Here is a 23,064-nt window from a genome sequence, read left to right on the forward strand (position 1 = left end):
CGTCCCCCGCGTAGTCCACGGACCCACATGCCACCTCGTCAGAGCCGCCATAGCCAAGACCCTAAACGTCGTCACTCTTCGCTGTGGACGTGCTCACGGTTTTGGTCCATCGTTGAGCATCACACCGGTGGCCCGGGGGCATCGGGCACGACACGTCACGTGGGGGGAACCACTGTGAGCCGAACGACGACGACTCCGCCTGCCGGAAAACCGGACGAGAAGAAGCAGTGGGCCTGGCACCGGCATCCGGCGCTGATCGCCGCCATTCCCGCCGTCTTCGCGGTGATCGGCAGCGCGCTCACCATTGTGCTGGGCCGGGCTGACGCCTTGCCCAACGCCATCAACCCTGCCCCGCCGCCGACCACGGTCCTGACGACGCAGACAGCGACGACGACCACGACGGCGACGGTCAGCGAGACCGTCACGGAGACGCCGGCCGTCCAGATCACGGACCCCGGGACTACTAGTACGCTGCCGGCCCTCGCTCCGGGCAGTCTCGCCATCACCGTGCTGATGGGCGCCAACGGCAAGATCGGACCGCAGGAGTACCGCGCCGGCGCGATCCCGACTGCCGTCGCCCAGGTGCTCGACGAGAGCGGGCACTACCCGGACACCGGCTGCTACCCGACCTGGGTGCTCAAGCGCGGATCTGCCGTGGTGAAGACCGGGCGGAGCGGGTCCTGCCGTGAGACCTTCTACCTCTCCAGCGACTCACTGGAGGTCCGCGGCATCTACCACCTGACGGTGTCCGTCGTGACCGATGCCGGCGCCAAAGGCTCGAAGACCGCCGACTTCAAGGTGACGTGATCAGGCGGACTTGGCCGGGGCCGGTACGTCGAAGGTTTTGGCGAGGTCGGTGAGGATCGAGCAGGCGCCCTGGAGGCCTACGGCGGTCATCCAGGTGAGGTCGGGGACCTCGTGGACCTTGGCGGCCAGGGGCTTCCAGAGGGGGTTGGACTTGAACTGGGCGGCGGTCTTGGCGCTCACGCCCTTCTCGTCGGCGTAGGTGGCGACGAAGATCGCGTCGGCGTCGGCGTCCTTGATCCGCTCGGGGCTGATCTCGAGGGCGAAGCCGTTCACGTCCTGCGGCGCCGGGCGCTTCAGGCCGGCGTCATTCAGCACGATGCCGGAGAAGCTGGCGTTCTGGTAGAGCCGCGTCGGCCCGTCGACGAACCGCACGACCGAGATGGTCGGGTTCCCGGCCTTCGCGTTGATCGCCCCGCCGACGGTCTTGGCCGCGTTCTCGTACGACGAGAGCTCCTTCGCCGCCAGGTCTTCCTCGCCGAGCGCCTTCGCCTCCAGCCGGATGTTGTCCTTCCAGGTCGGCCCGGTGGTCTCCGACATGACGGTCGGCGCGATCGCGGAGAGCTGGTCGTAGAGCTTCTCGTGCCGGACCTTCGCGGTGATGATCAGGTCCGGGTTCAGTTCGGCGATCTTCTCCAGGTTCGGCTCGGCCAGCGTGCCGACCGCCTCCGCCTCGGAGCCGTACGTCGTCCGGTCGTCGCCGAGGTAGTCCGGCAGCTTCCCGTTGATGCTGCGGTAGTCGGTGTACCCGACAACCGGCGTGTCCAGGATCAGCGTCGCATCCACGAAGCTCGCGTCCAGCGCGACCACGCGCTGCGGCTTGGTCTTGATCTCGGTCTTGCCCATCGCGTGCTCGACGGTCCGCGGGAAGCCCGCCGCGGAAGCCCCGGCGGCGTCCGGCGCGTCGCCGGAGTCCGAGGAACCGCACGCGCTCAGAGCGAGCGCGGCGACAGCGAGCAGGGCGGTGAAGCGAGGCAGGCGCACGGGTGTCTCCTGGTCAGGACGGGTCGCAGGTTAAGGTGGCTCACCACCTCAAAGGTAAGGCAACCCTAACCGCATGTCCGTGTCGTCCGCACGCCCCGCCGCGCCGCCGTCCACAGTTCGTCCCAGTGCCAACGCGTCCGTACGGCGTACTGCCGCGCTGCTCGCCCTCGTCGTGATCCTGGTGCTGGCGTTCGCGGCCAGTCTCGCGCTCGGCTCCCGCTGGTTGGGGCCGGGTGCGTTGTGGCATGCCCTCACCGCGAATGACGGCTCCGATGCCGACGTGATCGTCCGCAGCCTGCGGTTCCCGCGCACGGTCGTGGCCGTGCTGATCGGCGCGTGTCTGGGCATCGCCGGGGCGTTGATGCAGGGCCACACGCGCAATGCCTTGGCCGAGCCGGGCATCTTCGGCGTGAGCTCGGGCGCAGCGTTCGCCGTCGTACTCGGTCTGCAGCTCGGCGTTGCCGACTCGGTCGGGGCGACGGTGTGGTTCGCGCTGATCGGGGCACTCATCGCCACGTTCGGCGTGCAGCGGTTGGCGTCGCGGGGGAGTGGCGCGACGCCGGTCGGGCTCGCGCTGACGGGCGCGGCGGTGGCCGCGATGCTCGGCGCGCTGACGTCCGCGATCGTGCTGCTCGACGCGGACACGCTGGACAGTTATCGCTTCTGGGCGGTCGGTTCGGTGGCGGGTCGCGGACTGGACGTCGCCGGTCAGGTGCTGCCGTTCGCTGTCGTCGGCCTGCTGCTGGCCGCGGTCAATGCCCGGGACCTGGATCTGCTTGCCTTGGGCGACGATGTGGCCGTCGGCCTGGGCCTGTCGATCCGCCGGGCCCGGCTGGTCGGGCTGGGTGCGATCGGCCTGCTCACCGCCGCCGGAGTCGGAGCCTGCGGACCGATCGGCTTCCTCGGGTTGCTCGCCGGCCACGTCGCCCGCCGGATCTTCGGCGCCCGCAACACCTGGCTGATCCCTTCCGCCGGACTGATCGGCGCGACCGCCCTGGTCCTCGCGGATCTCGTCGGGCGGCTGGTCGGTGGCGCGGGCGAGGTCCAGGCCGGCGTCGTCCTCGGTATCGTCGGCGCGCCCTTGTTCGTGCTCGTCGTACGACGCCGCGCGGTGGTCCTGTGAAGTCGCGGACCGTTGTCCTGAGCATCCTCTTCGCGGCTCTGGCGATCGTGATCGCCCTGATCTCCTTGAGCGTCGGTACGACGAAACTCCCGATTGCCGATGTGGTCCAGGTGCTGCTCGGCGGCGGCCGCCGCGGTACGCGTCTGGTCGTCCTCGAGTTGCGACTGCCCCGGGTCGCCACCGGACTGCTCGTCGGCATCGCGTTCGCCGTCTCCGGCGCACTCCTGCAGACCTTGTCCCGCAACCCGCTCGCCAGCCCCGACATCGTCGGCGTCAACTCCGGCGCGTCCGCCGGCGCCGTCGCGGTGATCGTGCTGGCCGGCACCGGCGGCGGGAACATCTCCGGCGCCGCCGCGAAGGTCGGCATCCCGCTGGCCGCCGTCCTCGGTGGACTGATCGCGACGCTGCTCGTCGGCGCGTTGTCGGTACGGCGTGGCGTGGTCGACGCCGGTCGGGTCGTCCTGATCGGGGTCGGGGTCGCGGCCGCGGCGAACTCGCTGGTCGCCTGGATGCTGGTGATCGGCGACGTCAACGACGCGGGCCGGGCGGCCGCCTGGCTGGCCGGTTCGCTCAACGCCCGCGCCTGGAGCGACGCGATTCCGGTGCTGGTCGCCGTCGTGGTTTTGTTGCCGGTAGCAATGATGTTCAACCGGGACCTGTCCGCGCTGGTGCTCGGTGACGATGTCGCGTCCTCGCTCGGCGTCCGGGTGGCCCGGATCCGGCTCGGGTTGCTGGTCATCGCGACCGTGCTGGCCGCGATGGCGACCGCGGGCGCCGGGCCGATCGCGTTCGTCGCACTCGTCGCGCCGCAGATCGCCCAGCGGCTGACCCGGATGGAGCGACCACCCTTGCTCACGACCGCGATGCTCGGCGCGCTGTTCGTCGTACTGGCCGATCTGCTGGCGCGCAACGGTTTGCAGTGGTTGCGGGTCGGGCCGTACGAGTTGCCCGTCGGCGTGGTCACGGCGGCGTGCGGAGCGCCGTACCTGCTTCATCTCATCGGCCGTCAGCAGAAGGGACGCTGAACCGTGCACGTCGAGAACCTGACCCTCGCGTACCGCGCTGATGCGCCGGTCGTGTCCGGACTGACCCTGGAGGTGCCGGTCGGTCAGCTGACAGCGGTGGTCGGGCCGAACGGGTCCGGCAAGTCGACTCTGCTGCGTGGGATGAGCAGGCTGCTGATTCCACAGAGCGGTCAGGTGCTGCTGGACGGCAAGGACATCCACAAGCTACCGGCGCGTGAGCTGGCCCGGCAGCTTGGTGTGCTGCCGCAGGGTCCGGTCACACCGGAGGGGATCACGGCAGCCGAGTTGGTGTCGCGGGGACGCCATCCCCACCGCGGACTCTTCGGGCGGCTGACCGCCGAGGACGACGAAGCCATCGACGAGGCCCTCGAGGCTGTCGAGCTGACCGAACTGCGGGACCGGTCGGTCGACCAGTTGTCCGGTGGTCAGCGGCAGCGAGTGTGGATCGCCATGGTGCTGGCCCAGGGCACGCAACACCTGCTTCTGGACGAGCCCACGACGTACCTGGATCTGGCGCACGCCGTCGACGTGATGAACGTGGTCCACGCCGCGGCGACATCAGGCCGGACCGTGGTCACGGTGCTGCACGACCTCACCCTCGCCGCGCAGTACGCCGATCACCTGGTGGTGATGGGGAGCGGCCGGATCGCGGCCGAGGGCCGTCCGGTCGACGTACTGACCGAGGAGCTCCTCCATGACGTCTTCGGTTTGCGGGCCACTGTGGTCGAGGTCGGGGGAGCGCCCGTCGTCGTACCGGATCGTAGGCTGGCTGGGTGACCCACTCCGTCAGCGGACTCGCGGACATCCTCGCCGATTCGGTGCCCTGGATGTCCGTGCGTACGGCGGACTCCGTGCCCGGACCGGAGTGGGTGTCGTGTGCGGAGCTGGTCGCGGAGCAGTTGGCCGGAGGTGATCCGACGTACGGCTGGCGCCAAGCCGCAGCGGATGACTATGCGCGGGACTACTCCATAGATCCGCCTGAGCAGGTCGCCGCGATGTTCACGCTGATGTGGTACGTCCAGGTGCCCGCACTCGTGGCGGGAGTGACGGCCGCGGCGACCGGTGTCTCACCCGAGGTGTCGCCGTCCGCTCTGGCGTTCAGGCGACACCCGACCGCGCACTACCCGACCGAGGTCGCACTGCTGTCGACAGAGGTCGTGCCACTCGCCGCAGCCTCGGAGCAACTCAAAGCACACACCACGGCCTTCCTGGAGTCTTACGAGCCCGGTGTGAAGCTTGGCTCGCTGCAGCGCTTCGGTGCGGTCGACGACGAGGTGCGGGCCGCGCTCCGGTTGCCGGACGAAGCGCCGTACGCCGAGCAGGCCGCCAAGGCGTTCGGGGTGTCGCTGGAGCAGAAGCTGCGGACGTCCTGCTGCTACTTCTACGTGCTGCCGAACGTGAACGCCTGCACCACCTGTCCGCGCTTCCGCTGAATTTCGCTCTGAGCGGAACGACCCCCGCCCGTCCGGATCCGGCCGGAAAACTGTCGGTGGCGCCGGGAAACATGGCGGGCATGAATCGTCAACTGTCCCAGGTGTCACCGACGGGTAATCCCACGTCGGTTGTCCGGCCCCGGGTCCGGGGTTAGGTTCGCTGACGTGACCTCGTCCGGTGGTTCTCCGGCGACGACTCCGATCGGCTCCCGGGCCGAGGCGGAGGGTTATGTCGCGATGGTCTGTTTCAAGCACGGTCCTCCTCGGCTGTACGGCGTCGAACTCGAGTGGACCGTGCATCATGCGGAAGATCCGCACCGGCCGCTCGACGCCGGCCACTTGCGCAAGGCCCTGGGCGTGCACGCGCCCCCGACCCTGGTCAGAGGCAGCCCGCAACTGCCGCTCGGCCGGGGCGCCCTGGTCACCGTGGAGCCCGGTGGTCAGGTAGAGATCTCCGGCCCCGCGTCGGACTCGATCCCGCAGCTGATCGATGACACCGCCGCCGACGCGGCCGAGCTCACGGCTCTCCTTCTCGATGCGGACCTCGTTCCGGGCGACCACGGCCTGGACCCCTTCCGCACACCTCGCCGCATCCTCACCGTCCCGCGCTACGCCGCGATGGAACACGCCTTCCAGCGCCTCGGCCCGCACGGCCCACGGATGATGTGCAGCACGGCCGGCCTGCAGGTCTGCCTGGACGCCGGCGAAACGGACCAGACCGCACAGCGCTGGCGCGCGCTGCACGATCTCGGTCCCGCGCTGGTCGCCCTGTTCGCCAACTCCCGCCGCCGGGCCGGCGCGGACACCGGCTGGGCCTCCGCCCGGACCGAGGCGACCTTCGGTACCTGCGCCCCGTTCACCGAGCCGCCACCACTCGACGGTGATCCCGCCGCCGCGTGGGCGCGGACGGCGATGGAGGCGCCCGTGTTGTGCTTCCGCCGCGGCGACAGTTGGGACGCGCCGGACGGACTGACCTTCGGCGCCTGGGCGGACGGACAGCTGCCCGGCGACAGGCCGACGTACGACGATCTGGACTATCACCTGTCCACGCTGTTCCCGCCGGTTCGCCCGCGCGGGTATCTCGAGGTGCGCTACCTCGACGCGCAGTCCGGCGACGGGTGGATCGCCCCGACCCTGCTGCTCACCGCGCTGATGTCCGATCCCGCTGTGATCGACCGGGTGCTGGCCGCCGCCGAGCCCGCCGCCGGTCGCTGGTTCCCCGCGGCGCGGGAGGGGCTGGAGGACAAGTTGGTCCTGCAGGCCGCCCGCGACGTGGTCGACCTGGGCACCGAGGTGCTGACCCGCACCGGCGCGGCCCCCGAACTCACCGATGCGGTCGCAACCCGGCTGCATCGCATCGTCGACGACACCCAAGGAAGGCGAGCTTCATGACTGTGCTTTTGGCCGGGCCTTCGGCGCCGGCGGGGTCCTGGGGCCTTGGCTCCCGGCCTTCCCTCGTCGTTCCAGTCGCTTCGCTCCCTCCACTCCTCAGTCCAGGCCGGGAGGCCCCATGACCCACCAATTGTCCGAATTGTCTCCCGAGGGACTGCGCGCGTTCGTGGCGGAGCAGCTCGAGCGGTCGCGGGCCCGGACGGTGCAGCTGACCGACGCGGTCGACACCGACGACCTGGTCAAACAGCACTCGAAACTGATGTCGCCGTTGGTCTGGGACTACGCCCACGTCGGCAACCAGGAAGAGCTCTGGCTGGTCCGCGACGTCGGCGGCCGTGAGCCGCTGCGCCAGGACATCGACGAGCTGTACGACGCGTTCATGCATCCGCGGGCGGACCGGCCGGCGCTGCCGCTGCTCGGTCCGGCGGAGACGCGGTCCTATGTCACCGAGGTGCGGGACAAGGTCATGGACGTCCTGGACCACGTGAAGTTCGACGGCGGCCGCGAGCTGGTGGACAACGCCTTCGCGTTCGGGATGATCACGCAGCACGAGCAGCAACACGATGAGACGATGCTCGCGACGCACCAGTTGCGTGTCGGTGCGCCGGTGCTCGACGCGCCGCCGCCTCCTCCCGGTCGCAAGCTGGCTGCCGCCGAGGTGCTGGTGCCGGGCGGCGTCTTCGAGATGGGTACGTCGATCGAGCCGTGGGCCCTGGACAACGAGCGACCGGCGCACGCTGTCCGGGTGGCGCCGTACGTGATCGACACGGCGCCGGTGAGCAATGGGGACTATCTGCGGTTCGTGGTCGCCGGTGGCTACGAGGATCCGCAGTGGTGGTCCGAGGCCGGGTGGGCGCACGTGCGGAAGGCGTCGCTGGTGGCGCCGCGATTCTGGGAGCTCGCCGACGGTGAGTGGTGGCGGCTGCGGTTCGGCCACCGGGAGCGGTTGCCGTTGGACCAGCCGGTGATGCATGTCTGCTTCTACGAGGCCGAGGCGTACGCGAAGTGGGCCGGGAAGCGGCTGCCGACCGAAGAGGAGTGGGAGTTCGCGGCGCGGTTCGACCCGTCGAGCGGCCGGACCCGGCGCTTTCCCTGGGGTGACGACAGCCCGGGCCCGCAGCACGCGAACCTGGGCCAACGGCATCTCGCGCCGGCGCCGATCGGCGCGTATCCCGCCGGTGCGTCGCCGCTGGGAGTCGAGCAGTTGATCGGCGACGTCTGGGAGTGGACGTCGAGCGACTTCACGCCGTACCCAGGGTTCCGCGCGTGGCCGTACGACGAGTACTCGCTGGTGTTCTTCGGGCCCGACTACAAGATCCTCCGCGGCGGCTCGTTCGGCACCGACGAGGTCGTTGCCAGAGGCACCTTCCGGAACTGGGACTACCCGATCCGCCGGCAGATCTTCGCCGGCTTCCGCTGTGCCCGCGATCCCCGGCCCGAGGAGCTGAACGCCTGATGTGCCGTCACCTCGCCTACCTGGGCCCGCCGGTCACGCTGGCCTCGCTGGTGCTGGAGCCGTCGCACTCACTGTTCGAACAGAGCTGGTCGCCGCAGGACATGCGCGGCGGCGGTTCCGTCAACGCCGACGGCTTCGGCCTCGGCTGGTATCCCGAGGGCGATGCCACCGTGTCCGGCGGCCCGGTCCGGTACCGACGGCAGGTGCCGATCTGGACCGACGAGAACCTCCCCGGCCTGGCCGGCTCGATCCGGTCCGGCGCCGTCGTCGCCGCTCTCCGGAACGGGACCGTCGGGATGCCGTACGGTCAGGCGGCGGTCGCGCCGTTCATGGCCGGGAACTGGTTGTTCAGTCACAACGGACTGATTCCCGGCTGGCCTGAGTCGACGCTGAAGCTGGCCGAGCGACTCCCGGTCGCCGACCTGCTCCGGCTCGACGCACCGGTGGACTCCGCGCTGCTGTGGGCGCTCATCGCCAATCAATTGTTCGCCGGGATCCCGCCGGCCGATGCGGTCGCGGCCGTCGTACCCGAGGTGGAGGCGCTGGCGCCGGGATCGCGGCTGAACATCCTGCTCACCGACGGCGAGCAGTTGGTCGCCACCACCTGGACCCATTCGCTGAAAGTACGCCGGACCGCCGACTCGGTGACCGTCAGCTCGGAGCCGTTCGGTCCCGGCGACTGGGACGACATACCGGACCACTCGTTGCTCGTGGCCACCGCCACGACGCTGCAGATCACCCCGATGGAAGGACCCGAGTGACCCTCATCGACGTACATCTGACTCCGGACTATGCCGCCCGCGCGTTGCGGGACGACGTCCGGGCGGGGCTGACCGCGGACCCGAAGTGGCTGCCGCCGAAGTGGTTCTACGACGCCCGCGGCAGTGAGCTCTTCGAGGAGATCACGCGGCTGCCCGAGTACTACCCGACGCGCGCCGAGCGCGAGATCCTGCAGGCCCGGTCCGGCGAGATCGCCGCCATCACGAAGGCGCACACGCTGGTCGAGCTCGGCTCCGGATCGTCGGGGAAGACCCGCCTGCTGCTCGACGGGCTGCGGGACCGCGGCACGCTGACGACGTTCGTACCGCTGGACGTCTCGGAGTCCGCGCTGCGGGAGGCGGCGGATGCGATCAACGCCGACTACCCGGCGCTCGACGTCCACGGCGTCGTCGGCGACTTCACCGCCCACCTCGACAAGCTCCCCGGCGACCCGCCGCGCATCGTCGCCTTCCTCGGCGGCACCATCGGCAACCTGCTCCCGGCCGAGCGCGAGACCTTCTACACCTCGATCCGCGAAGTCCTCGAACCAGGGGAGTGGCTCCTCCTGGGCACCGACCTGGTGAAGGACCCAGCCACGCTCGTCGCCGCGTATGACGACAGCGCAGGCGTCACCGCCGAGTTCAACAAGAACGTCCTGCGGGTGATCAACCGTCAACTCGGCGCGGACTTCGACGTCGACGCCTTCAGCCACGTCGCGATCTGGGATCCGGAGAACGAGTGGATCGAGATGCGGCTGCGCGCCGACCGCGCCGTCAGCGTCCTCATCCCCGAGGTGCACCTCGAGATCGAGTTCGCCGAAGGCGAAGAGCTCCACACCGAGATCTCCGCCAAGTTCCACCGCCACGGCGTGGAGGCCGAACTGGACAAAGCGGGCTTCACGTCGGCCGCGTGGTGGACCGACTCCGAAGCCCGCTTCGCCCTGTCGCTCTGGCAAGCCGTCTGACGTCAGCCGGCTGACTTGATCAGGCCGTTGATCTTGTCGATGTAGGCCGGGAGGTCGGTGATCGGCTTCTTGCCGCTCAGGATGGGCTGGTAGTTCGCCGTGGTCAGGTCACCGACCTGCTGGGCCCATTGTGTGGTGAACCGAACACCGACTGTCTTCTCCGCGCCCAGGTCAGCCTTGACCGTGTCCACCACCGTCGCCTGCTGCGCCTTCGTCAACGCGTCGAAGTAGCTCGCCTGCGCCGGGGTGTACGCGGGCGGGGCGACCGGCGAGGCCGGCAGGACGGCGTCCCACACCTTCGTGTTCAGGTACTCCAGCACCTTGAACGTGGCGTCCTGATCCTTCGTGTACTGCGGGGTGCAGATGCCGACCGAGTCGTACAGGGTCGTCGGGGTGTCGACCTGCGGGAACGGAGCGAAGCCGTACTTCACCTTCGGCTTGTCGGTCTGGAACCCGGCGGCCAGCCACTGCCCGCCGAACATCATCGGCACCTTGCCGGCGGAGAACAGCGACTGCACGTTCGCGGCGTCGTACCCGGGCGGGGAGACCGAGCCGTTCTTGATCGCGTCGACCAGCTTCTGCACGCCCTCGGTGTACTTGGCGTCGGCCTCGGCCTTGGTCGGGTGGTTCACGTTGTCGGTGAACGGTGCCCCACCGGCCGAGACGGAGTACATGCTCATCGTGAACGGGCCGTCCAGCGAGGTGAGCTGGTCGGCGACCAGGCCGTACTTCGCGCCGTTCTTGTTCGCCAGCTTCGCGGCCGCGGCGTACATCTCGTCCCAGGTCCAGCCGGCCTTCGGGATCGCCAGGCCGGCGGCGGTGAACGCGTCCTCGTTGTACCAGACGCCGTACGTGTTCATCAGCGACGGCAGACCGCCCATCTGGCCGTCGGCGGTCTTCCAGTTCTCCATCGCGGAACCGACGAACTTGTCGGCCTTGAAGTCCCCGTCGCCGTCCTTGATCTTGCTGCTCCAGTCGACCAGCAGCCCCTGCGAGGTGTACTGCTGCTCGGTGTCGTTGCCGCACCAGAACAGGTCCGGCAGCTTCTTCGCCTGGGTCAGCGACGCGAGCTTGTCGCCGAAGTTGCCGGCCGGGGTGTCGAGCAGCTGGACGGTGATGTTGTCGTCCTTGAAGTCGGCCAGTGCCTTCTTGATCGCGGCGTTGGTCTGGGCCGACTCCCAGGTCATCACGGTCACAGTGACCGGGCCGCTGCTCGAGCCGCCGCCGGAGTCCGACCCGCTGCAGGCCGTTGCCGTCAGCAACCCGGCACAAGCCAACGAGGTAATGATGAAGGTGCGTTTCACTTCGAACTTCCCCTCTATTTCTGGGTCGTGCTGCCGAGCGCGCCGAGACCCTGGATGAAGTAGCGCTGCGCGGCGAAGAAGACGATCAGCGGCGGCAGCATGTAGAGCAGGTTCGTGGCCATGTAGAAGCTCCAGTCCGGCGTCTTCCCGGCGAACGGCGAGATGAACGACGCCATCCCCACCGACAACGGCCACTTGCCGGACGAGTACAGATAGACCAGCGGGTTCAGGTAGTCGTTCCAGGACGCCTGGAAGGCCAGGATCGCCATCGTCAGCCAGGCCGGCCGGGTCAGCGGCAGCATCACCTGGGTGAAGATCCGGAAGTGCCCGGCGCCGTCGATCTTGGCCGCCTCGTCGATCGAGTACGGGATGGCCAGGAAGTACTGCCGGGCCAGGAAGATGAACAGCGGGTTCCCGCCCAGGAACGCCGGGACGATCAGCGGCAACCACGTGTCGTACCAGCCGATGCTCTTGTACAGCTGGAACAGCGGGATCAACCCGACCACGCCGGGCAGCAGCATGCTCCCGACGAACAGGTAGAACCACACCTTCCGGCCCGGGAAGCTCAACCGGGCCAGCGCGTAGCCGGCCATCATCGCGGTCATCACTCCGCCGAGCACGCTGAGCGCGGTGATGATGACCGAGTTCAGCAGCAGCCGTGGGAAGTGGATCGCCTTCGGCCCGTTGACGAAGTTGCTCCAGGTCCACTCGTGCGGCAGGAGCTTCGGCGGGATGTCGAACACGGCGGTCCGGCTCTTCAGTCCGATCGTGATCATCCACAGCAGCGGGACGATCATCACCGCGCAGACGAACAACGCGACCACGTACCAGGACGTCGTACCGACGAGGCGGGGCTTCTTCTTCGCCGGCGGCGCGATCGGGCTGGGAGCGGGCTGTTCGACGTCGGTACGGACAGCGGTTTCAGTCGGGAGTGTTGTCACTGTACGTCCAGAGCGAGGAGAACTTCGCGGTCAGGGCGATCACGGCGATGATGATCACGAACAGCACCCACACCTGCGCCGACGCGTAGCCCAGTTGGGGGATCTGGCCCAGGTTCGGGAAGCCGTTCTTGTAGATCGACAGCATCAGTACGTTGGTGCTGAATCCCGGCCCGCCGTTGGTCAGGATCTTCGGCTGGTTGAACGTCTGCAGCGCCGCTGTGGTCTGCAGGATCACCTGCAGCAGCATGATCGGGCTGATCATCGGCATCGTGATCCGGAAGAACACCGACCACGGCCCGGCGCCGTCCACCCGGGCCGCCTCGTACAACTCGTTCGGCACCGACTGCAACGCGGCCAGGAAGATGATCATCGTGCCGCCGACGCCCCACAGCATCACCAGCACGACCGCCGGCATCGACATCTTCGGGCTCTGCAACCACAGACTGGTCGGCAGTCCCAACCGGTCCAGGATCGTGTTCAGCAGGCCGACCTGCGGATCCAGGATGAACTTCCACAACGTGATCGTCGCGACCGCCGGGAGTACGACGGGCAGATACGCCAGCGTCCGTACGACGCGGACGCCGGCGAACCGCTGGTTGCAGAACATCGCCAGCGCCAGCCCGAGGATCAGCGACAACGGAACGTAGAGGAGCACGAGGTACCCGGTCGCGCGCAGCGCCGGCCAGAACGCCGGGTCGACCGTGAACAACCGGCGAAAGTTGCCCAGGCCAATGAACACCGGGTCGACCAGGCCGTTGTACTTGGTCAGCGCGAGGTAGAACGAACGGATCAGCGGGTAGGCGACGAAGACAACGAACCCGATGATCGCCGGGGCGATGAACAGGTACGCCGCCTTCACGTCGGAACCGGCGTTCCGGCTCATCCCGCCCCGGCTGCGGCCGGCCTTCCTGCTGCCGGTCTTCAGGCGGGAGGCTTCGCTCACGCTTCCCCTCGTTGCGCTCGGAGAAGGACTCATCCTGCCTCCTGGACGGTAACGTTTCCAACGATTTACTGTTGGGTGACGATGCCGTGTCGTGAAAAGGAAGTCAACCCCGTGTCCGAAACGTTTCCAAACAGGCCAGAGACCGCCCGGCCGACGATGATCGACGTCGCCCGGCGGGCCGGCGTCGGGCTCGGCACGGTGTCCCGGGTGGTCAACGGCGGGCACGGTGTCCGGGACGAGACCGCGCAGCGGGTCCGGACCGCGATCGAGCAGCTCGGGTTCCAGCGCAACGAGGTGGCTCGCGCGCTCCGGCCGGGCAAGAAGTCGTCGAGTCTCGCGCTGGTGCTGGGCGACCTGACCAACCCGTTCTACGCGACGATCGCGAAGGCCTCGCTCGAGGTTGCCGGGCAGTCCGGGTTCGCCGTCGTCCTGGGCAGTGTGGACGAGGACCCGGAGGGCGAGAAGCGCGCCATCCAGGAGCTGGTCAGCCGGCAGGTCGCCGGGCTGATGATCGTGCCGGACCAGGGGGATCACTCATTCCTGGTCGGCGCCGGCGTACCGGTGGTGTTCGTGGACCGGCCGGCCACCGGGATCGATGCCGACATCGTGATGGTCGACAACGAGGGCGGCGGCCGGCTCGCCGCCGAACATCTGCTGGGGCAGGGCCACGAGCGGATCGCGATCCTACTGGCGCCGTCGTATTACACGACCGGGCGACGCTTGCGCGGCTTCCGGCGAGCGCATCGGGCGGCCGGCGTCGATGTCGACGAGTCGCTGGTCGTCCAGCTGTCCGAAGGCAACGCCGAGACCGCGGCCAAGGCGACCCGCGAGGTGATGTTGCGGCCCGATCCGCCGACCGCGATCTTTGCCTCGACCAACTTCCTCACCGAGGGTGTGTTGCGGGCCCTGCACCAGCTCGGCCGGGAGCCCGCGGTGGTGGGTTTCGACGACTTCCGGCTGGCCGACATGTTGCCGACGCCGGTCACGGTTGTTGCCTCCGACATCGCCGAGCTCGGCCGCAGCGCGGCGCGGCTGCTGCTGGATCGGGCGTCGGGTGCGGACACTCGAGCACCGCAGCGGATCGTGTTGCCCTGCGCCTTGATCCAGCGCGGCTCCGGCGAGCGCGCACCGGATTCTGCTCCGAAGAGAAATCCTCAGTGAGCCGTCCAGGCTGTGGCTAGGGTCGCGACATGTATTACGAGTCCTTCGGCGAGGGACGGCCGATCATCTTCCTGCCCGGCTGGGGTGGCGACAACGGCGAAGGCCGCGACATCCACGAGCCCGTGTTCGAAAAGCGTTCCGGGTGGCGGCGGATCTACGTGGACCCGCCGGGCACCGGTAAGTCTCCGGCGGACCCGTCGATCACCGACCAGGACGGCATGCTCGCGGCGATCCTCACGCTGATCGACGACCTGGTCGGCGACGAGCGCTTCGCAGTGGCGGGTACGTCGGCCGGCGCCCTGCACGGCCGCGGCATCGTCAAGCGCGACCCGTCCCGCGTCCTCGGCCTCCTGCTGCGCGTGCCCGGCATCGTGGTCGACCGGACCCAACGCACGCTACCCACCGACGACTATCTGGTCCGGACTCCCGAGTGGGAGGACAAGGATCGCCGGTACTACGACGCCGTCGACTCGATCGCCGATCTCGACTTCCTCGGCCGGATCCAGGCCGACGTCAGCACCTACGGGCTGCGCGAGGACCCGGCGGCCCGGTTCGACGGACCGACGCTGATCGTCACCGGTCGCCAGGACACCATTACCGGGTACGCCGATGCCTGGTCGATCCTCGACGACTACCCGCGCGCCACGTACGCCGTCCTCGATCAGCAGGACCACGGGCTTCCGGTCCGGCGACTCACGGCGTACCGGGCACTGGTGGACGACTGGCTGGATCGCATGGAGGAGCACCTGGACGCGTGAGGGGCGGAACGCGCGTCCAGGTGCTCTCCAGTGAGGGGACTGGTCAGAAGTTCGGCCAGGCCCAGCCGAGGTAGCTGGAGAAGTAGGGGAGTTTGGCGAGGCCGATCTTGCCGTTGACGCTGGTGGCCCAGAAGTAGCCATCGCCTCGGGCGACGCCGACGTGGCCGTACGGCGCCGCGAGGTCCCAGAAAACCAGGGCGCCCTTCGGCGGGTTGAGGTCGCCGCGGTGTGCGACCCCGCGGGCGACTGCGTCGTTCCAATCGATCTTGGCCGAGCCCCAGATCAGGTCCTTGTTGTACGAGTTCTCGGCGGCCTTCTCGCAGTACCCCTGGTATGCCGTCGAGCCGTTGCGGGCGGCGTACCAGTTGATGGCGCGATCGGCGCGCGGGTTGCCGGCGCACAGCGGCGCGACCAGACCGGAGCTGCCGGTGTTGACGTAGGCGTCGGAGATGAAGCCCTTGCCGGGGACGTGGTCCCAGACCAGGCTGCGGCCGAACTTGCCGGTGACCGGCTCGCCGTAGGTCTGGCAGTCGATCTCGACGGAGCCGTTGGGTTGGGTGCCGACCGCGCCGAAGTCGGTGGCGTTGCCGGATCGGATGGTCACGCCGAGGCCGCTGTCGGTGACGACGGTGCCGGTGGCGGCGTTCGCGGGCAGGGTGCCGGTGAGGATCGCGGCGCCGCCGAGCAGGGCGGTCGCGGCGATGCGGGCGGTGATGCGTAAGAGGGCGGTACGCATGATGTTTGTCCTTTTCGCTCAACCAGTGGCGAAGTGGCACTGACTTACAGAGAATCAGAGGGTTACGGTGTTGTCGCAGTGGGCAACGATCGACCGGGGAGTGCGTCGTGAGGCCAGCGCAGGCTCGCTTTGTGATCGGCTGCCGGATGCGTGAGCTCCGGGAAGTGGCCGGCGTGCCGCTCAGCCGCGCGGCCGCGGAGTCCGGCTGGGACAAGGGCCACCTGTCCCGGGTCGAGCGCGGCCACACCAAGCCCAGCCGCGAGCTGATCGAGTGGTACGACGCCTCGTTCGGAGCCGGCCAGGCCTTGGTCAACCAACTGATCGAGCTGGACGCCGCGGTCCGCGCCGGCCGGGACATGTCCCAACGCGACCTCCGCCGCCACGTGCAGCCAGTGCTCCTCGGCGGCTCCGTGCCGATCGACCACCACCCGGAGGACCGCGCCGAACTGGTAGGGGAGTCCGTGCCCGACGGCACGCGAGTCTGCCGGGATCAGTCGTTCGACAAGACCTGGGAGGTCCGCAACAGCGGCGAACGCCCCTGGCGCAACCGCTGGCTGACCCGCCAAGGCGCCGCCGGCGCCCCCGGCTGGCTCCGGTCACCCGTACGCGAACGCCTACCCGACGCCGAGCCAGGCCACATCGTGACGGTCGCGATGACCCTGCAGGCTCCATCCCAGGTCGGCGCCTCCACCGCCTACTTCAAAATCACCGACGAAGCCGGCCGCCTCTACTACCCCGGCCTGGAGTCCCCACCCATGTACTGCACCATCTTCACCGTCTACGAGCTCTGAAGGATCAGCCGGAGATGCCGTAGTCGGCGTCGATCTCGGCGTCTAGTTCGGCTTTGCGTTTGATCCAGCGTTCGCTGAGGCCTTTGACCTCTTCGCCGATGAAGTCGATGAAGCCGAGGGATACGCGGATGCGGCGGTGGGCGGCGGTGCCTTCGCCGGAGGCGTCGAGGACCTTGCGCAGCGAGTCGGCCCAGCGGACCAGGGCCTGGTCCTCGCTCATCATCGTCTGGTACCAGGCGTCGTCCTGGACGACGTACACATCGCGACGGGTGCCGGGCTCGCGCTCGCGGGTGGCCAGGCGCAGTTGGAGCAGATAGTTGACCGCACCGGAGACCGCGGCCGGGCTCGCCTGCAGCTGGTCGGACAGGTCGGCGGCGGTCATCCGTCCGTCCACACTCGACAAGATGGCGGCGAACACCCGGCCGGCCATCCGCGGCCAGCCGGTCTCGGCCAGCAGGTTGCCGAACTGTTCGGTGTACCGCCTCACGGCGTCGTCGTCTCGCTGTGCACTCACCGCCCCATCATCCCCTCTAGGTCACTCGGATACCTGACACGTGAACGACGTGTTAGAAAGATTCACAATCTTCTGAATGAAGTGTACGTTATGAATCATGACATCAGCCATCGTGGTCTCTGGACTGCACAAGTCGTACGGGAGTACGCACGCCCTCGACGGTCTCGACCTGGACGTCGCGACCGGTGAGGTGCACGGATTCCTCGGGCCGAACGGCGCCGGGAAGTCCACCACCATCCGGGTCCTGCTGGGGCTGCTGCGGGGTGACGCCGGCGATGTCTCGCTGCTCGGTGGCGACCCGTGGCACGACGCGGCGAAGCTGCACCGGCGGCTCGCCTACGTTCCCGGCGACGTGAACCTGTGGCCGAACCTGACCGGCGGCGAGGTGATCGACCTGCTCGGCCGGCTCCGCGGCGGGCTGGACGAGAAGAAGCGCGACGACCTGCTCCGCCGGTTCGACCTCGACCCGACCAAGAAGGGCCGCACGTACTCGAAGGGCAACCGGCAGAAGGTCGCTCTGGTCGCGGCCCTGGCGTCGGACGTCGAGCTGCTGATCCTGGACGAGCCGACGTCTGGCCTGGACCCGCTGATGGAGGAGGTGTTCCGGCAGGTCATCGAGGAAGACCGACAGCGCGACCGGACCGTGCTGCTGTCGAGCCACATCCTCTCCGAGGTCGAGGCGCTGTGTGACCGGATCAGCATCATCCGCCGCGGCAAGGTGGTCGAGACCGGCACGCTGTCCGACCTGCGCCACCTCACGCGTACGTCGATCCACGCCGAGCTGGCCGCGTCGCCGAACGGCCTGGCCGAGCTGCCCGGCGTCCACGACCTCGATGTCGAGGGCAACCGGGTTCGCTGCGAGGTGGACACGGCCCAGTTGGACGCGGTGATGCGGCAGTTGTCCGCGAGCGGCATCAAGAGCCTGGTCGCGCAGCCGCCGACGCTGGAGGAGCTGTTCCTGCGGCACTACGAGGACGACGACACCAGCGCCGAGCCCATGGCGGCCGCGCGATGAACGACTTCGTCGGTACCGGGACCCTGGTGCGGCTCGCGCTGCGCCGGGACCGGATCCTGATCCCGGTATGGATCCTGGTGTTCGTGATCTCGGCGGCCGGGTCGGCGAAGGCGTCGATCGACCTCTATTCGGACCCGCAGTCGCTGGCCGAGGCCGCGCGGACGTCGAACGCGTCGCCCGCGCTCGTGTCCCTGTACGGCCGCATCTTCGACGAGTCCTCGCTCGGTGAGGTCTCGCTGTTCAAGTTCACCGCGTTCGGTGCCCTGCTGGTCGGGTTGTTGGCCGCCATGCTCGTCGTACGGCACACCCGGACCGAGGAGGAGAGCGGTCGCCTCGAGTTGCTCAGCGCCGGAGTCGTCGGCCGGTACGCCGCTCTGACCGCCGCGCTGATCGTGTCGTCGGGGACCGTCATCCTGCTCGGCCTGTTGACGGCTCTGTCGCTGATCGGGAGCGGTCTGCCGGCCACTGGTTCGTTCGCGTTCGGAGCGATGTGGGCCGCGGCCGGTCTGTCGTTCGCAGGCGTCGGTGCGGTGACGGCACAGGTCACCGAGGGCGCGCGGGCAGCGAACGGGCTCACCGCGGTCGTGCTGGGTGTTGCGTACGTCCTGCGTGCGATCGGGGACTCCGCGTCGAACGGCAGCACGCAGTGGGTTTCGTGGTTGTCGCCGATCGGGTGGTCGCAGCAGGTGCGTGCGTACGCCGGCGACCGGTTCGTCGTCGTACTGGTGCCGCTGGCATTCATGGCGCTGACGGTCGCCGTTGCGATGGCGCTGATTCGGCGGCGTGACGTCGGAGCCGGCCTGGTGCGGCCGCGTCCGGGCCCGCCCACTGCTGCGCCGTCGCTGCGGTCGCCGCTGGCGTTGGCCTGGCGCCTGCACCGTGGAGCGTTCTATGGCTGGCTCTTCGCGTTCCTGCTGCTCGGCCTGCTGGTCGGCAACATCGCGAGCAACGTGGACGGCTTCGTCACCAGTGACAGCGCCAAGGAGATGGTGGAGAAGCTCGGTGGGGTCAATGGCATCACCGATGCCTTCCTGGCGACCGAGATGGGCGTCATGGGTCTGCTCGCCTCAGCCTTCGGGATCCAGGCGGCACTCCGGCTCCGCTCCGAGGAGACCGCGCTCCGCGCCGAGCCACTGCTGGCAACCGATGTCACTCGGAGTCGGTGGCTGGCGAGTCACGTGCTGATGGCGCTGTTCGGCACCGGTGCGCTGATTCTCGTTGCCGGACTGGGCTCCGGGATCTCCAGTGGTGCGTCACTGGGCAACATGGGTCGCCAGGTGCCACGGATGCTGGCCGCGGCCGCCGTACAACTGCCCGCGATCTGGCTGGTCACCGCACTGGTCGTGATCCTGTTCGGCGCCGCACCCAAGCTGGTCACCGGCGGATGGGTCCTGTACGGCGTGTTCCTGCTGATCGGCCAGTTCGGATCGGTCTTCAACTTGCCGCAGTCCGTCATCAACCTCAGCCCGTACGGCCACACCCCGCGCCTCCCCGGCGGCGACTTCTCCGTGACCCCAGTCATCTGGTTGACCGCCATAGCCGCCGCGCTGACCCTGGCCGGCTTCGCCACCTTCCGCCGCCGAGACATCGGCTGATCCGAGCAGCGCTGGTCTGAGGGGTCCAGCGCCAACGGCCCGCCCGGCACCTCACCGGGCGGGCCGCCTTGTCTACGATCGCTAGGTGTTGAGCGAGCGACTTGCGGGTTTCTGGACCGAGCGGCATCTGTGTGTGCTGAGTACCGTCCGGGCGGACGGGACTGTGCATGCGACGCCGGTGGGGGCGACGCTGGATGTCGAGGCGGGGATCGCTCGGGTGATCTGCTCGGGGACGTCGCACAAGGCCCGGACGATCCGGAAGGCGGGTGCCGAGGGTGCTGCGGTGGCCGTGACTCAGGTGGACGGGCCGCGGTGGAGCACGCTCGAGGGACGTGCGGTGGTGAGTGACGACCCGGCACGGGTTGCGGAGGCGGTACGGCGGTACGCGAAGAGGTACCGCGAGCCGCGGGTGAACCCACGCCGCGTGGCCATCGAGATCACCATCACGAAGGTGCTCGGCAATGCCGGCTGACCTCGTCACGGTGGTGGGAGTCGGTGCCGACGGCTGGAACGGCCTGTCCCCGGCCGCCCGTGCCGCCGTCGAGTCGGCCGAGGTCCTGATGGGCAGCCCCAGACAACTGGCCCTCGTCCCGCCAGACCTCGGTGTGGCGGACGACTCCGGCGACGTCGGAGCTGCGTCGCCCACGCACGTCCCCGGTGACGTCGGAGCTGCGTCGCCCACGGATGTTCCCGGTGACGTCGGGGCTGCGTCGCCCACGGATGTTCCCGGTGACGTCGGGGCTGCGTCGCCCACGGACGTTCCCGGCGGGGTTGCGGGCCGGGTGCGGGTTGCTTGGCCTTCGCCGCTTTCCGAGGCCTTGCCGGGCTTGCTGCAGGAGCACCGCGGTCGCCGGATCTGTGTGCTGGCCAGCGGCGACCCGACCTTCCACGGCATCGGCACGACACTGACGCGGTTGCTCGGCGCAGACGCCGTACGGGTCATTCCACATCCGTCGAGCGTGTCCTTGGCCTGTGCTCGGCTGGGTTGGCCCCAGGACCAGGTGCAGGTAGTGAGTCTCGTCGGCCACCCCGTCGAGCGAATCCACCCGCACATCCAGCCCGGTCGTCAGCTTCTGGTGCTGAGCTGGGGTGCTCACACCCCCGCAGAGGTCGCGGAGTTGTTGGTTGCGCGTGGCTACGGCTCCAGCCAGCTCACCGTCCTCGAACAGCTCGGCGGCCCGTCGGAGCGCGTGCGGACGACCCGAGCCTCGGAGTGGTCGGACGACACCAACGCGCTCAACGTGATCGGAGTGCTCTGCCAGTCCGACGCGGACGCTGTTCTGCTGCCCACGGTGCCGGGTCTGCCGGACGACGCGTACGAGAGCGACGGACAGCTGACCAAGCGCGAGGTGCGCGCGGTGACGCTCTCCCGACTCGCACCGGTGCCCGGCCAGTTGCTATGGGACGTGGGCGGCGGCGCAGGCAGTATCGCGATCGAATGGTCGCGCCATCACCCCACCTGCCGGGCGATCGCCATCGAACGCGATCCGGACCGGGCGAAGCGGCTGGACCGCAACGCCACTGCGCTAGGGGTAGAACTAGCTGTGGTGCACGGCGCGGCTCCTGCGGCACTCGACGGGCTGCAGTCACCCGACGCGATCTTCATCGGCGGGGGAGCGACCGCGGCCGGCATGTTCGACGCCTGCTGGAACGCGCTCCGGCCCGGCGGCCGCCTCGTCGTCAACGGCGTGACGCTGGAGACCGAGTCCCTCATCGCCCAGTGGTACGGCGCGGTCGGCGGCGATCTGATCCGCCTTGATGTACAACGCGCATCACCGGTTGGAACGATGACCGGCTGGCGTCCCGCGATGCCTGTCACGATCTGGAGCGTGACCAAGTGACCGTGCACTTCATCGGGGCCGGTCCGGGAGCCGCCGACCTGATCACGGTCCGCGGCCGCGACCTGATCGCCGCCGCACCGGTCTGCCTGTACGCCGGTGCCCTCGTCCCGGACGAGCTCCTCGACTACTGCCCACTCGGCGCGCGCAAGGTCGACACCGCCTCGCTCACCCTCGACGAGATCATCGCCGAACTCTCCGCCGCCCACGCCGACGGACTCGACGTCGCCCGCCTCCACTCCGGCGACCCGTCCGTCTTCAGCGCGATGGCCGAGCAGATGCGCCGCCTCGACGCCCTGGGCATTCCGTACGACGTGACACCCGGCGTACCCGCCTACGCGGCGGCCGCGGCGACGCTCGGCCGCGAGCTGACCGTGCCCGAGGTCGGTCAGACGGTGATCCTGACGCGCATCGGCGGCCAGGCCAGCGCGATGCCGGCGGGCGAGGAACTGGCGGTCCTTGGTGCGAGTCGGGCGACGCTCGTGCTGCACCTCGCCGTCCAGCAGATCGACCGGGTCGTGGCCGAGCTCGTGCCGAACTACGGCGCCGACTGCCCGGTCGCGGTCGTTGCCCGGGCCTCGCGCGACGACGAGGTGATCCTGCGTGGGACGCTCGCGGATATCGCGGATCAGGTGCGGGCTGCGGACATCCGCCGTACCGCCGTGATCATCGCCGGAAAGGTGCTTTCGGCAACGACCTTCCGCGACAGCCATCTGTACTCGGCCGCGCGGGTGCGATGAAGGTCCTCCTGCTCGGCGGGACCGGCGAGGCTCGGGAGCTGGCCGACCTGCTGGTCGCTTCTGGTTGTGAGGTGGTGTCCTCGCTTGCTGGGCGCACTACTGACGCGCGGCTACCAGTCGGCGAGGTCCGCTCAGGTGGCTTCGGTGGCGCGGCCGGGTTGGCGCGCTGGCTCCAGGCGAACCCGGTCGACGCCGTCGTCGATGCGACGCATCCCTTCGCGGCGACGATGACGTCGCATGCGGTGACTGCCGCGCATCAGGTCGGCGTACCGCTGCTCGTCCTCCGGCGTCCGGGCTGGAGCGCCGAGCCCGGCGACACGTGGCACCGGGTCGACTCGCCGGCCGAAGCCGCGGGGTTGCTGCCTTCTTTGGGATCCCGCGTGTTCCTCACCATCGGCCGCCAAGGACTTGAGGTCTTCGCGACCACCGGCCTCTGGACTCTCGCCCGCTGCGTCGATGCGCCCGAACCCCGGCCGTCGTGGTGCACGCTGATCCTCGCCCGCGGCCCGTACGACGTCGACGGTGAGCTCAGTCTGCTGCGCGAGCACCGGATCGACGTCGTGGTCACCAAGGACAGCGGCGGCCCGGCGACCTCGGCAAAGCTGGAAGCCGCACGCCGGCTACGCATCCCCGTGGTCGTCATCCGGCGCCCGCCGCTGCCGTCCGGAGTCGACGCGGTGGACTCCGTCGCCCAGGCAGCCAAGTGGCTCGCGGATACAGACCACCTCACCCGCTGATCCGGAAGCCCTCGACCACTTGACGGCGGATCCGCGGGGGCTCGGTAGATT

General features: G+C 69.0%; 24 protein-coding genes. 18 read left to right on the forward strand and 6 right to left on the reverse strand.

The window, feature by feature from the left end; genetic code table 11:
• Positions 1 to 174: 174 nt before the first annotated feature.
• Positions 175 to 807, forward strand: coding sequence for a hypothetical protein (locus OG876_RS23855; RefSeq protein WP_328518837.1), 633 nt, complete (start codon positions 175 to 177; stop codon positions 805 to 807).
• On the opposite strand, the gene OG876_RS23860 is transcribed toward OG876_RS23855, so the two are convergent.
• A complete protein-coding gene (locus OG876_RS23860) occupies positions 808 to 1,788 on the reverse strand; it encodes an ABC transporter substrate-binding protein (RefSeq protein ID WP_328518838.1) in 981 nt (326 codons plus the stop codon).
• 73 nt (positions 1,789 to 1,861) lie between these two features.
• Between OG876_RS23860 and OG876_RS23865 the strand changes: the two genes are divergently transcribed.
• The 8 genes from OG876_RS23865 to egtD all read left to right on the forward strand — a co-directional run bounded on the left by OG876_RS23865 (position 1,862) and on the right by egtD (position 9,940).
• The gene (locus tag OG876_RS23865) at positions 1,862 to 2,911 is read left to right on the forward strand and encodes a FecCD family ABC transporter permease (protein WP_328518839.1); all 1,050 of its coding nucleotides are present in this window, start codon (positions 1,862 to 1,864) and stop codon (positions 2,909 to 2,911) included.
• On the forward strand, positions 2,908 to 3,936 hold the full coding sequence (locus tag OG876_RS23870) for a FecCD family ABC transporter permease (RefSeq protein ID WP_328518840.1): 1,029 nt from the start codon (positions 2,908 to 2,910) through the stop codon (positions 3,934 to 3,936). Before OG876_RS23865 ends, OG876_RS23870 begins: the two co-directional genes overlap by 4 nt.
• 3 nt (positions 3,937 to 3,939) lie before the next feature.
• Complete coding sequence (locus tag OG876_RS23875) at positions 3,940 to 4,713, forward strand: ABC transporter ATP-binding protein (protein ID WP_328518841.1); 774 nt, start codon at positions 3,940 to 3,942, stop codon at positions 4,711 to 4,713.
• Complete coding sequence (locus tag OG876_RS23880; RefSeq protein WP_328518842.1) at positions 4,710 to 5,369, forward strand: (2Fe-2S)-binding protein; 660 nt, start codon at positions 4,710 to 4,712, stop codon at positions 5,367 to 5,369. Before OG876_RS23875 ends, OG876_RS23880 begins: the two co-directional genes overlap by 4 nt.
• Before the next feature lie 165 nt (positions 5,370 to 5,534).
• Positions 5,535 to 6,761 carry a glutamate-cysteine ligase family protein gene (locus OG876_RS23885; RefSeq protein ID WP_328518843.1) on the forward strand — a complete coding sequence of 409 codons (1,227 nt, stop codon included), beginning with the start codon at positions 5,535 to 5,537 and terminating at the stop codon, positions 6,759 to 6,761.
• 118 nt (positions 6,762 to 6,879) lie between these two features.
• Complete coding sequence (gene egtB, locus OG876_RS23890) at positions 6,880 to 8,217, forward strand: ergothioneine biosynthesis protein EgtB (RefSeq protein WP_328518844.1); 1,338 nt, start codon at positions 6,880 to 6,882, stop codon at positions 8,215 to 8,217.
• Positions 8,217 to 8,978 carry an ergothioneine biosynthesis protein EgtC gene (egtC, locus tag OG876_RS23895; RefSeq protein ID WP_328518845.1) on the forward strand — a complete coding sequence of 254 codons (762 nt, stop codon included), beginning with the start codon at positions 8,217 to 8,219 and terminating at the stop codon, positions 8,976 to 8,978. Before egtB ends, egtC begins: the two co-directional genes overlap by 1 nt.
• Positions 8,975 to 9,940 (forward strand): L-histidine N(alpha)-methyltransferase, encoded by a 966-nt coding sequence (gene egtD / locus OG876_RS23900; RefSeq protein ID WP_328518846.1) that lies wholly within the window; start codon positions 8,975 to 8,977, stop codon positions 9,938 to 9,940. The genes egtC and egtD overlap by 4 nt, the downstream gene beginning before the upstream one ends.
• A gap of 2 nt (positions 9,941 to 9,942) precedes the next feature.
• On the opposite strand, the gene OG876_RS23905 is transcribed toward egtD, so the two are convergent.
• The 3 genes from OG876_RS23905 to OG876_RS23915 form a co-directional block, all read right to left on the reverse strand.
• Complete coding sequence (locus tag OG876_RS23905; RefSeq protein ID WP_328518847.1) at positions 9,943 to 11,127, reverse strand: extracellular solute-binding protein; 1,185 nt, start codon at positions 11,125 to 11,127, stop codon at positions 9,943 to 9,945.
• A 131-nt stretch (positions 11,128 to 11,258) separates the two neighbouring features.
• On the reverse strand, positions 11,259 to 12,185 hold the full coding sequence (locus OG876_RS23910) for a carbohydrate ABC transporter permease (RefSeq protein WP_328518848.1): 927 nt from the start codon (positions 12,183 to 12,185) through the stop codon (positions 11,259 to 11,261).
• On the reverse strand, positions 12,166 to 13,128 hold the full coding sequence (locus OG876_RS23915) for a carbohydrate ABC transporter permease (RefSeq protein ID WP_328518849.1): 963 nt from the start codon (positions 13,126 to 13,128) through the stop codon (positions 12,166 to 12,168). The genes OG876_RS23910 and OG876_RS23915 overlap by 20 nt, the downstream gene beginning before the upstream one ends.
• 111 nt (positions 13,129 to 13,239) lie before the next feature.
• Between OG876_RS23915 and OG876_RS23920 the strand changes: the two genes are divergently transcribed.
• Together OG876_RS23920 and OG876_RS23925 are read left to right on the forward strand one after the other, a co-directional pair.
• Positions 13,240 to 14,289, forward strand: a complete 1,050-nt coding sequence (locus OG876_RS23920) for a LacI family DNA-binding transcriptional regulator (protein ID WP_328518850.1) — start codon at positions 13,240 to 13,242, stop codon at positions 14,287 to 14,289.
• Positions 14,290 to 14,318: 29 nt separating this feature from the next.
• The gene (locus OG876_RS23925; RefSeq protein WP_328518851.1) at positions 14,319 to 15,047 is read left to right on the forward strand and encodes an alpha/beta fold hydrolase; all 729 of its coding nucleotides are present in this window, start codon (positions 14,319 to 14,321) and stop codon (positions 15,045 to 15,047) included.
• 43 nt (positions 15,048 to 15,090) lie between these two features.
• On the opposite strand, the gene OG876_RS23930 is transcribed toward OG876_RS23925, so the two are convergent.
• Entirely contained in the window at positions 15,091 to 15,783 is a 693-nt protein-coding gene (locus OG876_RS23930; protein WP_328518852.1) for a CHAP domain-containing protein, read from the reverse strand.
• A 107-nt stretch (positions 15,784 to 15,890) separates the two neighbouring features.
• Between OG876_RS23930 and OG876_RS23935 the strand changes: the two genes are divergently transcribed.
• On the forward strand, positions 15,891 to 16,574 hold the full coding sequence (locus tag OG876_RS23935) for an NBR1-Ig-like domain-containing protein (RefSeq protein ID WP_328518853.1): 684 nt from the start codon (positions 15,891 to 15,893) through the stop codon (positions 16,572 to 16,574).
• 4 nt (positions 16,575 to 16,578) lie between these two features.
• Here the strand turns inward: OG876_RS23935 and OG876_RS23940 are convergent, their stop codons facing one another.
• Positions 16,579 to 17,088 (reverse strand): GbsR/MarR family transcriptional regulator, encoded by a 510-nt coding sequence (locus OG876_RS23940; RefSeq protein ID WP_328518854.1) that lies wholly within the window; start codon positions 17,086 to 17,088, stop codon positions 16,579 to 16,581.
• 97 nt (positions 17,089 to 17,185) lie between these two features.
• On the opposite strand from OG876_RS23940, the gene OG876_RS23945 reads away from it, so the two are divergent.
• The 6 genes from OG876_RS23945 to OG876_RS23970 all read left to right on the forward strand — a co-directional run bounded on the left by OG876_RS23945 (position 17,186) and on the right by OG876_RS23970 (position 23,013).
• Complete coding sequence (locus OG876_RS23945; RefSeq protein ID WP_328518855.1) at positions 17,186 to 18,103, forward strand: ABC transporter ATP-binding protein; 918 nt, start codon at positions 17,186 to 17,188, stop codon at positions 18,101 to 18,103.
• The gene (locus tag OG876_RS23950; protein ID WP_328518856.1) at positions 18,100 to 19,698 is read left to right on the forward strand and encodes an ABC transporter permease; all 1,599 of its coding nucleotides are present in this window, start codon (positions 18,100 to 18,102) and stop codon (positions 19,696 to 19,698) included. Before OG876_RS23945 ends, OG876_RS23950 begins: the two co-directional genes overlap by 4 nt.
• 85 nt (positions 19,699 to 19,783) lie before the next feature.
• Positions 19,784 to 20,170: a pyridoxamine 5'-phosphate oxidase family protein gene (locus OG876_RS23955; RefSeq protein ID WP_328518857.1), complete on the forward strand. Its 387-nt coding sequence runs from the start codon at positions 19,784 to 19,786 to the stop codon at positions 20,168 to 20,170.
• A complete protein-coding gene (gene cbiE, locus OG876_RS23960; protein WP_328518858.1) occupies positions 20,160 to 21,539 on the forward strand; it encodes a precorrin-6y C5,15-methyltransferase (decarboxylating) subunit CbiE in 1,380 nt (459 codons plus the stop codon). Before OG876_RS23955 ends, cbiE begins: the two co-directional genes overlap by 11 nt.
• Positions 21,536 to 22,276 carry a precorrin-4 C(11)-methyltransferase gene (gene cobM / locus OG876_RS23965; RefSeq protein WP_328518859.1) on the forward strand — a complete coding sequence of 247 codons (741 nt, stop codon included), beginning with the start codon at positions 21,536 to 21,538 and terminating at the stop codon, positions 22,274 to 22,276. The genes cbiE and cobM overlap by 4 nt, the downstream gene beginning before the upstream one ends.
• On the forward strand, positions 22,273 to 23,013 hold the full coding sequence (locus OG876_RS23970) for a cobalt-precorrin-6A reductase (RefSeq protein WP_328518860.1): 741 nt from the start codon (positions 22,273 to 22,275) through the stop codon (positions 23,011 to 23,013). The genes cobM and OG876_RS23970 overlap by 4 nt, the downstream gene beginning before the upstream one ends.
• The last annotated feature ends 51 nt before the right edge of the window (positions 23,014 to 23,064 follow it).

The organism is Kribbella sp. NBC_00359 (assembly GCF_036097425.1).
Lineage (GTDB): Bacteria > Actinomycetota > Actinomycetes > Propionibacteriales > Kribbellaceae > Kribbella.

What these genes read in the sequence shown, in the direction of transcription:
- OG876_RS23865 (WP_328518839.1), top strand. Translation starts at nt 1,862, where the DNA reads ATGTCCGTGTCGTCCGCACGCCCCGCCGCGCCGCCGTCCACAGTTCGT.
- egtB (WP_328518844.1), top strand. Translation starts at nt 6,880, where the DNA reads ATGACCCACCAATTGTCCGAATTGTCTCCCGAGGGACTGCGCGCGTTC.
- egtC (WP_328518845.1), top strand. Translation starts at nt 8,217, where the DNA reads ATGTGCCGTCACCTCGCCTACCTGGGCCCGCCGGTCACGCTGGCCTCG.
- OG876_RS23905 (WP_328518847.1), bottom strand. Translation starts at nt 11,127, where the DNA reads ATGACCTGGGAGTCGGCCCAGACCAACGCCGCGATCAAGAAGGCACTG.
- OG876_RS23925 (WP_328518851.1), top strand. Translation starts at nt 14,319, where the DNA reads ATGTATTACGAGTCCTTCGGCGAGGGACGGCCGATCATCTTCCTGCCC.
- OG876_RS23930 (WP_328518852.1), bottom strand. Translation starts at nt 15,783, where the DNA reads ATGCGTACCGCCCTCTTACGCATCACCGCCCGCATCGCCGCGACCGCC.
- OG876_RS23945 (WP_328518855.1), top strand. Translation starts at nt 17,186, where the DNA reads ATGACATCAGCCATCGTGGTCTCTGGACTGCACAAGTCGTACGGGAGT.
- OG876_RS23950 (WP_328518856.1), top strand. Translation starts at nt 18,100, where the DNA reads ATGAACGACTTCGTCGGTACCGGGACCCTGGTGCGGCTCGCGCTGCGC.
- cbiE (WP_328518858.1), top strand. Translation starts at nt 20,160, where the DNA reads ATGCCGGCTGACCTCGTCACGGTGGTGGGAGTCGGTGCCGACGGCTGG.
- OG876_RS23970 (WP_328518860.1), top strand. Translation starts at nt 22,273, where the DNA reads ATGAAGGTCCTCCTGCTCGGCGGGACCGGCGAGGCTCGGGAGCTGGCC.